At 66.3% G+C, this 11,414-nt stretch carries 12 protein-coding genes; 5 read left to right on the forward strand and 7 right to left on the reverse strand.

The window, feature by feature from the left end:
• Positions 1-62: 62 nt before the first annotated feature.
• Both QN345_RS10005 and fbaA read right to left on the reverse strand, forming a co-directional pair.
• Positions 63-1,112 (reverse strand): class I SAM-dependent methyltransferase, encoded by a 1,050-nt coding sequence (locus tag QN345_RS10005; RefSeq protein WP_134558099.1) that lies wholly within the window; start codon positions 1,110-1,112, stop codon positions 63-65.
• A 19-nt stretch (positions 1,113-1,131) separates the two neighbouring features.
• On the reverse strand, positions 1,132-2,157 hold the full coding sequence (gene fbaA, locus QN345_RS10010; RefSeq protein WP_134449498.1) for a class II fructose-bisphosphate aldolase: 1,026 nt from the start codon (positions 2,155-2,157) through the stop codon (positions 1,132-1,134).
• Positions 2,158-2,403: 246 nt separating this feature from the next.
• Between fbaA and glpX the strand changes: the two genes are divergently transcribed.
• Entirely contained in the window at positions 2,404-3,336 is a 933-nt protein-coding gene (gene glpX / locus QN345_RS10015; RefSeq protein WP_134449619.1) for a class II fructose-bisphosphatase, read from the forward strand.
• Between the two features lie 126 nt (positions 3,337-3,462).
• On the opposite strand, the gene rmuC is transcribed toward glpX, so the two are convergent.
• The 3 genes from rmuC to QN345_RS10030 all read right to left on the reverse strand — a co-directional run bounded on the left by rmuC (position 3,463) and on the right by QN345_RS10030 (position 6,173).
• Positions 3,463-4,818, reverse strand: coding sequence for a DNA recombination protein RmuC (gene rmuC, locus QN345_RS10020; RefSeq protein ID WP_134449499.1), 1,356 nt, complete (start codon positions 4,816-4,818; stop codon positions 3,463-3,465).
• A gap of 100 nt (positions 4,819-4,918) precedes the next feature.
• Positions 4,919-5,530: a hypothetical protein gene (locus tag QN345_RS10025; protein ID WP_322136205.1), complete on the reverse strand. Its 612-nt coding sequence runs from the start codon at positions 5,528-5,530 to the stop codon at positions 4,919-4,921.
• Positions 5,531-5,555: 25 nt separating this feature from the next.
• The gene (locus QN345_RS10030; protein ID WP_134449501.1) at positions 5,556-6,173 is read right to left on the reverse strand and encodes an exonuclease domain-containing protein; all 618 of its coding nucleotides are present in this window, start codon (positions 6,171-6,173) and stop codon (positions 5,556-5,558) included.
• Between the two features lie 63 nt (positions 6,174-6,236).
• Between QN345_RS10030 and ychF the strand changes: the two genes are divergently transcribed.
• Positions 6,237-7,310, forward strand: coding sequence for a redox-regulated ATPase YchF (gene ychF, locus QN345_RS10035; RefSeq protein WP_134449502.1), 1,074 nt, complete (start codon positions 6,237-6,239; stop codon positions 7,308-7,310).
• 394 nt (positions 7,311-7,704) lie between these two features.
• Here ychF and QN345_RS10040 read toward each other — a convergent pair whose 3' ends face one another.
• Entirely contained in the window at positions 7,705-8,031 is a 327-nt protein-coding gene (locus QN345_RS10040) for a hypothetical protein (protein WP_322136204.1), read from the reverse strand.
• Here QN345_RS10040 and QN345_RS10045 point away from each other — a divergent pair.
• Complete coding sequence (locus QN345_RS10045) at positions 8,021-8,695, forward strand: SDR family NAD(P)-dependent oxidoreductase (protein ID WP_322136203.1); 675 nt, start codon at positions 8,021-8,023, stop codon at positions 8,693-8,695. The genes QN345_RS10040 and QN345_RS10045 overlap by 11 nt on opposite strands.
• 221 nt (positions 8,696-8,916) lie before the next feature.
• On the opposite strand, the gene QN345_RS10050 is transcribed toward QN345_RS10045, so the two are convergent.
• Positions 8,917-9,699, reverse strand: a complete 783-nt coding sequence (locus tag QN345_RS10050; RefSeq protein WP_134449505.1) for an SDR family oxidoreductase — start codon at positions 9,697-9,699, stop codon at positions 8,917-8,919.
• A 231-nt stretch (positions 9,700-9,930) separates the two neighbouring features.
• Between QN345_RS10050 and QN345_RS10055 the strand changes: the two genes are divergently transcribed.
• A complete protein-coding gene (locus QN345_RS10055; protein WP_322136202.1) occupies positions 9,931-10,611 on the forward strand; it encodes a hypothetical protein in 681 nt (226 codons plus the stop codon).
• Between the two features lie 63 nt (positions 10,612-10,674).
• Positions 10,675-11,139: a phage tail protein gene (locus tag QN345_RS10060; RefSeq protein ID WP_322189592.1), complete on the forward strand. Its 465-nt coding sequence runs from the start codon at positions 10,675-10,677 to the stop codon at positions 11,137-11,139.
• Positions 11,140-11,414 lie beyond the last annotated feature (275 nt).

Consider the following 11,414-nt stretch of genomic DNA (forward strand, 5'->3'; position numbering starts at 1 on the left):
GTCCTGGACAGTGACGAAGGACAACCAGGCGAGCCCGGCGGCGGCGATGACCGGGCCGATCGTCAGGGACGTTTTCGCTGGGCACGGGGGAGCCGTTCGACTAATTTGCGGGTGAGGAAGGCGACGGGGTGCGTCTTCATATAGGTGAGGTGCGCCCGGAGACCGGCTACTTCGCCGGCCAGGGCATCCCTGGCGGCGGAGGTGGCGACGAGCTCGGCCGTCGCGGCGTCCCGTTCGGCCAGGGCGGTTGCTTTGTCAGCGGCGAGGAGGTCCGCCTCGAGGCGGGCCTGGGCGGCTGTGACGAGGGCGGCATCCGTGTTCTTGAGCGCCTCGTTCTCGGCGGCGATCCGGTTCGCGAATCCGAGGATCTCGTCGGGTGGTGTTGCACGCGTGCGGATCGGCGCGGTGTTCCGCGGCAGGGAGGCCAGGGGGATCGCGACTCCGACGTACTGGTAGACGTGGCTGTCCGTGGCCTTGAGGAGGTCGAAGAACGTCTCGTCCGCGGTGAGTCCGAGGCCGGCAAGACGTTCGGTCACCCAGCGTTCCGGATATTCCGAGACGACGGGGTCCTCCTCACGGATGCCGTAACCGGCGGCCGTGAACATGTCTTCGATCTCGAAGGCATCGTAGAAATGCAGGTGGGTCTTGTCGAGCAGCCCGGTCTCCGTGTAGGTGAACCGGCCCTCGAGCAGGTCCAGCCGTACGGAAAGGTGACCCATATTGGGAATCGAGTAGACCACTACTCCGCCGGGCCGCAGCAGGGCGCGAATGGCCACGAGGGTCGCGCGCGGGTCTGGCAGGTGTTCGAGGACGTCGGCGAACAGCACGACGTCGAAAGCTCCGAGCCCGGCGACGGCGGCCGTGTCGCTCACGTCGAGCACGTAGGCCTCGGAGATCTTGCCCCGCGCCTCGTCGATGTCGACCGGATTCAGGTCGACACCGACGACGGTGCAGTTATTCATCTGTTCCAGGGCTTCACCGAAATTTCCGGCCGAGCACCCCACATCCAGCACCCTCGATCCTTCAGGAATGAAGGAGAGCATGTTGGACCAGCTGTTGTTGCGGGTTCCCCGCACGAACAGGTGGCTGGAGTACGCCGATGTTTCGCCCATTGGATGAATTTACTCCGGATTAGCTCTCCGAGTGTCCAGCGGAGCCGAGCTGCTGGGTGGCTTCGACGACGCGGGCGGCCATCGCCGTCTCGGCGACCTTGCCCCAGGCGCGCGGGTCATACAGCTTCTTGTTGCCGACTTCGCCGTCGATCTTGAGGACGCCGTCGTAGTTCTTCAGCATGTAGCCGGCGACGGCACGCGTGAACGCGTACTGGGTGTCGGTGTCGATGTTCATCTTCACGACGCCGTTGGCGACGGCTTCGGCGATCTCGTCGGCGGTCGAGCCGGACCCGCCGTGGAAGACGAGGTCAAGCGGCTTCGGGCCGGTGCCGTACTTGGCGGCGAGGCCGTCCTGGATCTCCTTGAGGAGCTCCGGGCGCAGCTTCACGTTGCCGGGCTTGTAGACACCGTGGACGTTGCCGAAGGTCAGCGCGGCCATGTAGCGGCCGTCTTCGCCGAGGCCGAGGGCGTCGATCATGGCGCTCGCGTCGGCGAGGGTCGTGTACAGGTTCTCGTTGATGTCGCCCTCGACACCGTCTTCTTCGCCTCCGACGGCGCCGATCTCGACCTCGAGGATCGCGTTGATGTTCTTGGTGCGCTTGAGGATGTCCTTCGCGATGACGAGGTTCTCGGCGAGCGGGATGGCGGAACCGTCCCACATGTGCGACTGGAAGATCGGGTTGCGCCCGGCCTTGACTTCGGCTTCCGAAGCGGCGATGAGGGGGAGGACGAAGTCGTCCAGGGCGCCCTTGGGGCAGTGGTCCGTGTGCAGGGCAACGGTAACGGGGTAATTGTCGGCGACGGACTGCACGAAGTGAGCCATGGCGAGCGCACCGGATGCGCGGTTCTTGACCGTGTGGCCGGCGAAATAATCGGCGCCACCGGTGGTGACCTGGATGATGCCGTCGGAGCCGGCTTCAGTCAGGCCCTGCAGGACGGCATTAATGCTCTGGGAAGACGCAACGTTGAACGCCGGGTAAGCGAAACCCTGGGTCTTGGCTTTGTTGAGCATCTCTGCATACTGGTCTGGGGTTGCGATGGGCATGTTTCTGCGTCTCCTCGGTTGTACAGATTCGGTCTTCCCATCCTACCGATGGCGGCTGGATGGCTGGACGGGAAACATCAGCCGTTCCCGCTGGGCGGGCGCTAGGCTCTTAAACGGCAGCGCTGGGCGACCGGCGCCGGCCCAACGCTGGGCCTTGCCACTGCCGCACTCTTCGTCCGGGAAGGACCATCTGTGAACAGCCCCGAAATCGCCCCCAATTTCACCCACCCGGACCGAAACCTGGCCATGGAGCTGGTGCGCGCGACCGAAGCCGCGGCTATCCGCGCGGTGCCGTTCATCGGCCGCGGAGACAAGAACGCGGCTGACAAGGCCGCCGTCGACGCGATGCGAGTCTTCCTCGGTACCGTCAACTTCGATGGAGTCATCGTCATCGGCGAGGGCGAGAAGGACAAGGCCCCGATGCTCTTCAACGGCGAGCACGTCGGAAACGGCACCGGTCCGGCCTGCGACATCGCCGTGGACCCCATCGACGGCACGAGCCTCACGGCCGAGGGGCGCCAGAACGCGCTCTCGGTGATCGCCGTATCGTCCCGGGGCACGATGCTCGATGCCTCCTCGGTGTTCTACATGGACAAGATCGTCACGGGCGCCGCCGGCTTCGGCGTCGTGCACCTGGACCAGCCAATCGGCGACAACCTGCGCGCGCTGTCCCAGGCCACCGGCAAGCCCATCGGCGAGATGGTCGTCGCCGTGCTCAACCGTCCGCGCCACGAAGGCCTGATCGACGCGATCCGGAGCGCGGGAGCCGGCACCCGTCTCATGTCCGACGGCGACGTCGCCGGCGGCATCAACGCCGCCCGTTACGGCACCCGCATCGACATGTGCGTCGGTATCGGCGGCAGCCCGGAGGGCATCACGACGGCGTGCGCGCTCAAGGCACTCGGCGGCTTCATGCAGGGCCGACTCGCCCCCAAGGACGACGCCGAACGTGCCAGGGCCATTGCTGCCGGACTCGACGTCGACAAGGTGCTCGACCTCGACGACATGGTCTCGGGAGACAACACCTTCTTCGTCGCTACCGGCGTGACCGACGGCGGTCTCGTCGACGGCGTGCGTCGTAAGGGTCCGATCATTCGCACCGAGAGCATCGTCATGCGCGGCAAGTCCGGCACCGTCCGCCGGGTCGTGGCCGACCACCTCGCCGCCAAGTGGCTGTAGCCCGCGGGCACTGACCTCGCACTGACCGCACCCCCGCATCTCCCTACAACAATCGCCGTTTCGGCCGAGTACCCCCGTTCTTCGGGAGACGCTCGGCCGGAACGGCGATTGTCGTATTGCGCCCGCTCAGTCCGCGCGGTGGGCGGATGCCTCGAGTTCTGCCTCGGCGAGTCCCGCGGCTTCCAGTTCGGTCACGAACTCCCAGGCGACGAGTTCCCGCGGGGACTCCTCGACGCCCGCCAGCGGGGCGAGCACTTTGGACTCGTCGAGTGCGTTGAGCTTGCGCGCCGTCGGCAGGACCTGGCGTTCCATCGAACCGACGAAACCGTTGTAGTCCTTGACGGTGCGCTCGATGGAGCGCCCCAGCTTCTCGATGTGGGTGGCGGTGACGGCCAGCCGGGCGTAGAGCTCGCGGCTGAGGTCGAAGAGCATTTTCGCGTCGTGCGTGAGCACATCCTGTTGCCAGGTGAACGCGACGGTCTTGAGCACCGACCAGAGCGTCACGGGGGAGGCGAGCGCGACCCGTTTGGAGAAGGCGAACTCCATGATCGAAGGGTCGGCTTCGAGAGCGGACGACACGAGCGACTCGCTCGGGATGAACGCGATCACGATCTCGGGGGAGGCCTCGAGGCCCTGCCAGTATGCCTTGCTGCCGAGGGCGGTGATGTGGTCGCGCACTGCCTTCACGTGGGCGCCCAGGAGAGCCGTGCGCCGTGCGCCCTCCGCACCGGTGGCCGTCGCCGGGATCTGGCTCGCCTCGAGGAACGCCGTGAACGGCACCTTGGCGTCGACGGCGATGTTCTTGCCTCCGGGCAGGTGCACGACCATGTCAGGCCGGCCGGCGCCCGCGTCTGAGCTGATGCTCGACTGCACGTCGAAATCGACCCGCTCGATGAGCCCGGCGGCCTCGACGACGCTGCGCAGCTGGGTCTCGCCCCAGACTCCGCGCGTGTTGTTGGCGCGTAAAGCGGAAGCCAGTGACTCGGCGGTGCTGCGCAGGCGCTCTTCGGATTCAGTGGCACTGCGGAGTTGCTGGCTGAGCTCGCCGTGCTGCAGGCTGCGCTGGGCCTCGAGTTCGGAGACCTTCAGCTGCATGTCGTGCAGGCTTTCCCGCACCGGGGCCAGGGCCTGCAGGACCTTGCTCTCCCGCTGTTCGCGTTCGGTGCGGGCGGCGGCCTCCTCGCGGTGCCGCTCGTCGAACTCGCGTCCCCGGCGCTGCGCCTCGGCGAGTTGCTCGCGGAGGGCATCCGTCGTGGCCTGCACCGAGGCCAGTTCTTCACGCAGGATGGCCGAGACGGCGGCCTCGGAGGACCGCAGTTCGGCGAGGTCGACCTGGTGGCGGGCTTCGAGAACGGCGGGATCGACGGTGGGCGTGGCTGCGCCGTCCCGGGCGGCGCGGCGTTGCAGCACGATGACCGTGCAGAGGGCGCCGAGTACGGCGCCGAGGGCGATGCCGAGAAGGAGGGTGAGCCAGGGATCCATGTCTCAACCCTGCCAGTGGCCACCGACATTGGCGTCGCGGCAGGCGGGAACCCGCCGAGGAGGGTTCACCGGTCTGGCGACCCGGTGAGCTGGGAGCGCGTCAGGCTTCGAGCGCGAGCGCGAGAGTCAGCATTTCCGGGTCGTTCCGGGTGGTCCGCGACACGACGAGGTGTTCCCGGTTGATCCGCTGCGCGAAGAATCCGAGGTACGGCAGCTGGATGATCGTCGTGAGGCCGCCCTGTCCTGCCGTGACGAGCGCGGGGATGACGCGGTTCTCCGGCAGGGCGCCGAGCGGTGCGGGCATCGTCGTGCGCCACATTCCATAGGCTTCCTGGTCGATGCCGGAGTTCCAGAAGTCCGAGGGCCAGGTCGAGGTCGATGTCGCCGCCCACAGCTCCGCGTCGGTGAGGGTGTCCAGGAGGCGCTGGATCTCCTCGTCCGGGATGCTCACGGTCGGTTCGGCCACGTCGAAGTGGGTCCAGGCCCGCCGCCACTCGGCCAGCCAGCGCTGCACGGCGGCGTCGACGTCGAGGTCGGACGGCCGGCGCGAGGTACCCGGGTCCGGCTCCGAATCCAGGCGCGGAACGCTGTCGATCTCGAGGTGCCAGGCGCTGCGCACGAAGAGCAGGAAGGTCAGGGGCGACCAGCACTCCTCGACGTTGATCTGCATGTCCTGGGGCCAGGGGCTCAGTGGCAGGTCTTCGGAGTCCACGATGGCGGCCCGGATCGTCTTGCTGCTAGCTCAGGGCCATCGGCCCGTGGACCGCGGCCTTCGCTGCGATGGCGACGGGCCCGATGGCTCCGACCGCGACCTTGGTGATCCGGGCCAGGTCTTCGACCGTGTCCGCGCCGTGCCGTTTCGCCGCGTGGATGATGATGGCGGCGCACGCCTCCGCGTCGGCGAGGGCGTCGTGGTGCGCGAAGTCCTCGAAACCGGCCGCCATCGCGGCGACCGGGAGCCGGTACGAGTCGAGGTGGTACGTGCGGCGGGCGACCTGCAGGCTGCACACATAGCTGAAGTCGGGCACCGGGAGTCCCGCGACCGTCGAGGCGGTCTTGATGACGCCGAGGTCGAAGCCGGCGTTGTGGGCCACTAGGGTGTCACCGTCGGCGAAGGCGACCAGTGCCGGGAGCTGCTGGGCCCAGGTCGGGGCGCCGAAGACATCCGCCGGGTAGATGCCGTGGATCTTGATGTTCCACTTCAGGAACTCGTCGTGCCCGGGCGCGGGCTGGATGAACCAGCCGACCCGATCGGTCACGAGCCCGTCACGCACCTTCACGAGCCCGACCGAACACGCGGAGGCGCTTGAGGAGTTGGCGGTTTCGAAGTCGATCGCGGTGAAGTTGAGGGGCACCCCTTCATGCTCTCACGGCCCACCGACAGGCCCGGCGGGGCCCGCCCGGTACGATGGATTCTCGTGGCTCTTACTATTGCAATCGTCGGACTGCCCAATGTCGGCAAGTCCACCCTCTTCAACGCGTTGACCAAGAACAACGTGCTCGCGGCGAACTACCCGTTCGCCACGATCGAGCCGAACGTGGGGATCGTGAACCTGCCGGACTCCCGGCTCGCCGCGCTCGCCGCGATCTTCGGCAGCGAACGCCTGCTCCCGGCACCGGTGTCCTTCGTCGACATCGCCGGCATCGTGCGCGGCGCGAGCGAGGGCGAAGGCCTCGGCAACAAGTTCCTCGCGAACATCCGTGAAGCGGATGCCATCGCGCAGGTCATCCGCGGATTCGCCGACCCCGACGTGGTGCACGTCGACGGCGCCGTGAACCCGGCCGGCGACATGGAGACCATCAACACCGAGCTCATCCTCGCGGACCTGCAGACCCTCGAGAAGGCCATCAGTCGTTTCGAGAAGGAGGTCAAGGGCCGCAAGATGCCTCCGATCGTGCTCGAGACCGCGCTCAAGGCGCAGGCCGTGCTCGACGCCGGCCAGCCGCTGTCGTCCGCGAAGCTCGACATCGAGCCGATCCGGGAACTCGGCCTCCTCACCGCCAAGCCCTTCATCTACGTGTTCAACGTCGACGAGGCCGTGCTGCAGGACGCCGAGAAGCTTGCCGTGCTGGCCGCCCTCGTCGCCCCGGCCAACGCAGTGTTCCTCGACGCCAAGCTCGAGTCAGAGCTCAGCGAGCTCGACGCGGCCGACGCCGCGGAGATGCTCGCCTCGACCGGCCAGGCCGAGAGCGGTCTCGACCAGCTCGCCCGCATCGGCTTCGACACCCTCGGCCTGCAGACCTACCTGACGGCAGGCCCGAAGGAGACCCGCGCGTGGACGATCCACAAGGGCTGGACCGCCCCGCAGGCCGCCGGCGTGATCCACACCGACTTCCAGAAGGGCTTCATCAAGGCCGAAGTCTTCTCCTTCGACGACCTGATCGCCGCCGGCTCCATCGCCGAGGCCCGCGCCAAGGGCAAGGCCCGTATCGAGGGCAAGGAATACGTCATGCAGGACGGCGACGTCGTGGAGTTCCGCTTCAACGTCTAGCCTCCGGCATCCCAATTTCTGAGCGACGACCGGCAGAGGTGCCGGTCGTCGCTCTTCCGTTGTTGGCGTCGCGCGGATGGCACCCGAACCGCGCAGGAGACTCCGAGCGCGAAACAGCCGGGCGAACTTTCTTCGGCCCGTAGGATTCACACCATGAGCTCCGGCCAGGTATTTGCGCTCCTATGGGGACCGTTCGCGATTGCATTCGGAGTGACGTTCATCGTGAAGCGCGCTCGGATATCGGAGTTGGCGAGACGCCAACGACGCCAGCAGGGCCTCCGCGTATCGCAGCGAACTCAATCACCCGCACTGATGGCGGTGAGCGGCGCACTCCTCGTGGTTCTCGGTACCTGCGTATCAATCGGAGCACTCACAGGGCAGATTCGGTGAGTGATCACAACGGACTCGGTTGGCTCACTTCACCAAACGGTCGAATAGTAGCGGCGTTGTGGAACATGTTGATCTGTGCGGCCATCGTCGTGGTTTCGGTTGTGATGGGGATGACCGGACCCCGACCGCATTCATCCTGACAGCTCTCGGCCTCATCATGGAGTGGCAATTTGTGCGCGGATATCTGCGCGCGCGGCAAGCGAAAGTGGCCGAAAAGTAACCGGTCGCGGTCTGCGCTCGTCCGGTTGAGACCCGCTTTCGCGTTAGGCTCGTGCTCCTTGCGATAGTCATCGCAGCAGCATCCATCGAAGGAGACCACCGTGCCCGTCATCGCCATCATCGGAGCCGGACCGGGACTCGGCGCCGCCGTCGCGCGAAGGTTCGGGCGCGAAGGCTTCTCTATTGCCCTGATCGCCAGGAATCAGTCGAAACTCGACGCCATGGCAGCCGAGCTGGCCGCCGCCGGCTTCACCGCGAGGGCGTACGCAGCGGATGTCCTCACGCCGGCATCGCTCGAGGCGGCCCTTGCGCGTGCCGAAGCGGAGCTCGGAGCCATCACGGTGTTGCAGTACAGCCCGCTCCCGTCCCGCGACTACCTGAAGCCGGTTCTCGAGATGACTCCGGAGCTGGCTCTGGAGGCACTGCAGTTCTCGGCCCTCGGGCTCATCCACGCGGCGCGTGCGGTGCTCCCGGCAATGCGGCTGGCGGGGAGCGGCAGCATCATCCTGATCAACGGCGGAACCTCTGTGAAGGCCCGCGCCGGCTTCGCGGGAACCTCGGTGGCCTTCCCGGCCGAGAGCGCCTACGGCGAGATGCTCCACGATGCCCTGTCGGATGAGGGCATCCGGGTCAGCCAGCTTGTGATCCCGGGCGGCATTCCCCAGCTTCAGTTGGCCAACGGCATCGACGGCGTCGCCGATCGCATCTGGGACCTCCACGCCGTCGCCGGACCGTTCCGCACCATGCTCATCCCGCTTGAGGACGGCCGGGAGTAGGTAGCCACCCTGCCCAGCCCGCGACCGCAGGCATCGTCCGGGTGAAGGCTCAGGGTGTGGGCAGGCGGGAGAGCGCCGTCAGGAGCGGTTCCTGCTGTCCGGCCAGACAGACCCGGATCCAGCCCTCGCCGGCGGATCCAAAGGCGGAACCCGGGGCGACGGCCACCCGCTGAGTGAGCAGGAACTTCTCCGCCCACTCGGCGACGTCTCACGCTGTCGTTCTAGAGTTCCTTCGTCAGCCCGCCGTCGATTCTGAAGTCGGCACCCGTGACGTTGCCGGCCCGCCCACTGGCCAGCAGGAGCACGAGGTCCGCGACTTCCCCTGGTTCGGTGAAGCGGCCGGTGGAGAATCCGCCGCCGGCTTCGATGATGCGCTTGCGTGCCTCGTCGGGGGAGACGCCCATGGCCTTAGCGACCGTCGACGCCACCCCGGTTTCGCCCAACCACAGCGGCGTCGAAACCGGCCCGGGGCTGACCGTGTTGAAGCGGATGCCCCGGTCACCGAACTCCTTGGAGAGCGCCTTCGAGAGGTTCCAGACCCCTGCTTTCGCGACGGAATAGTCGATGACTCCGGGGTCGGGAAGGTAAGCGTTCACGGAAGCGATGGTGACCACGGTTCCGCCTCCCCGCTCGATCAGCCGGGGAATGGCCGCTCGGGTCGTGCGCACAACGGCCATCAGATCGAGGTTCAGGGTGTTGAGCCAGTCCTCGTCGGTCACGTCGAGGAATCCCGTAGTGCGCGGTGTGAGCGCACCGACGTTGTTGACGAGGATGTCGAGGCCATCGGCGGCTTCGGCGATCAGCCTGTCCGGGCCGGTCGGGGTCGACAGATCAACCGCAACGAATCGGACAGCGTCGCCGAGAGCGTCGAGTTCGGAGGACGACGATCGGGAGCCTGCGATCACCTGCGCTCCCTCGGCGACGAGCGCGGTGGTCACCGCGAGTCCGATGCCCTTGCTGGCACCCGTGACGACGGCTGTCTTTCCGGCAAGATCGAGATTCATGTTCGGGTTCCTCTGCTCGAAGGTCGAATGGTGAATGTCGTTGAGATGATGGGAGGGGGGTTCCGGCATCCGTGGATCCACGGAACCACTGTTCATTCCACTGTGCAATGGGGCGCCCAACCGCCGGAGCCGAAATCCCACATCAGTCGCGATTTTGGCCTATGCGGGCCGGAACTCTGGGTGCGCTAGCCTTCTGGCTAGGTTGATCAGCAAGAACTCGGGGGAATCGACATGGTGCACGACCTATCCGGACTCACCACGGCAAGGCTCGCCGGAATCCTGGCGCTGGGCCTCCTGCTGTCCGGATGCTCCAGCCAGCACGCGGATGCGCCGGCGCCGGGTTCGACCGCTTCTGCCGTTCCGATCGCCAGCACGATCCAGCCCACCGCGGCGCCTACGTCTGCACCTACGGTGACCGCAACAGCGGCTCCACTTAACCTGAACGACCCGAGCTCGTGGATCATCGGCTTCTCCGGTGTCGGACCGATGGTGCTCGGGGCTGATCTGACTTCGACCAAGGAGTCGATGACCGCCTTCAGCCAGACCCTCTGGGACGAGTGCCCCTCACGTTCTGTCGTCACTTTCGCCGAGGCCGGATCCCCCAGCTTCGTCATCGCCGATCAGGGCGGCGACGGCATCATCCAGCAGGTTGTCGTGCAGACCGGGGAGAGCGCGGCTGGCTCCGCCACGTCGTCGGCGCGGACGAGTGCGGGAATCGGAATCGGTGCCACGCTCGACCAGCTCACGATCGCGTACCCCGCGATCACGTACCAGGATGCCGGCACTCCCATCGCCCAGTACGCACTGGCCAGCGGAGAGGGGAAGTGGATCCATTTTGTGGTACTGGAGGACAAGGTGAGCCAGATCATCGTGTCGCCGCAGGCCGGCATCGCTAAAGAACTCTGCGGCTAGTTCGATACTCTGAAGGCGGATGCGGCGCTAGCGTGGGCGGCACCACAAACGAAGAGGGGCCGCATGTCGTACATTGTCGACTTCGTGAACGTATCGACCGTCGGACTTGAATCGTCGCCGGTGACGGACGCGCTCGCCGGCTTGCGGGCCAACGAGGCGCGCTACTTCAAGAACAAATACGATCATGTCTTCACCGTCAGCCCTGTGAGCGACGCTCCGGACGTGCTCGAGTGGGTGAGCCGCATCCTCAGGGAGGAGCGTGACATCGTCATCGCCTCGAGCCCGCTCGAGGTGACCGCCTTCGAAGTCGAGGGAACTCGGATGGCCTACGTGTTCTACGAGTCCGGATTGTCGATCAACGTCATGTACGGCATCGAGGACGGTCAGAAGCGAGCCGTCGGGTTCAAGCTCGCCGACGGCATGGAGGTGCCCGAAGAACTGGCCACTCGATTCAAATTCGCAAGGCAGAAATCGAAACTGGCCGGCGTCATCCGGGGTTCCTACTTCGTGATCAAGGGCGAGTACTGAGTTCCCGACCCGTCGACGTCGATAGTCCGTGGCGCACCTGTGGCACCGTCCGGACGAGTGTGGCTTAGGCGCCGGCTTGTCCTCAACAAAGTGCTTCTGACCGGGTTTTCCACAGGTGATTCGTGGGCGTGCGGATGCCTCAAGAATGTCGGTGGTCGTTCGTAGAGTGACCGGTATGACAACTGAAAATACCTCAGAACCTCAGCCCGAAAGCACGGCGGAACCCCCGCCCGGGCCCGGCCGACATCGGCGAGCACCCGTTGGGCGGTGTAGAC

Source organism: Cryobacterium sp. 10I1, assembly GCF_035019805.1.
GTDB classification, from domain to species: domain Bacteria; phylum Actinomycetota; class Actinomycetes; order Actinomycetales; family Microbacteriaceae; genus Cryobacterium; species Cryobacterium glucosi.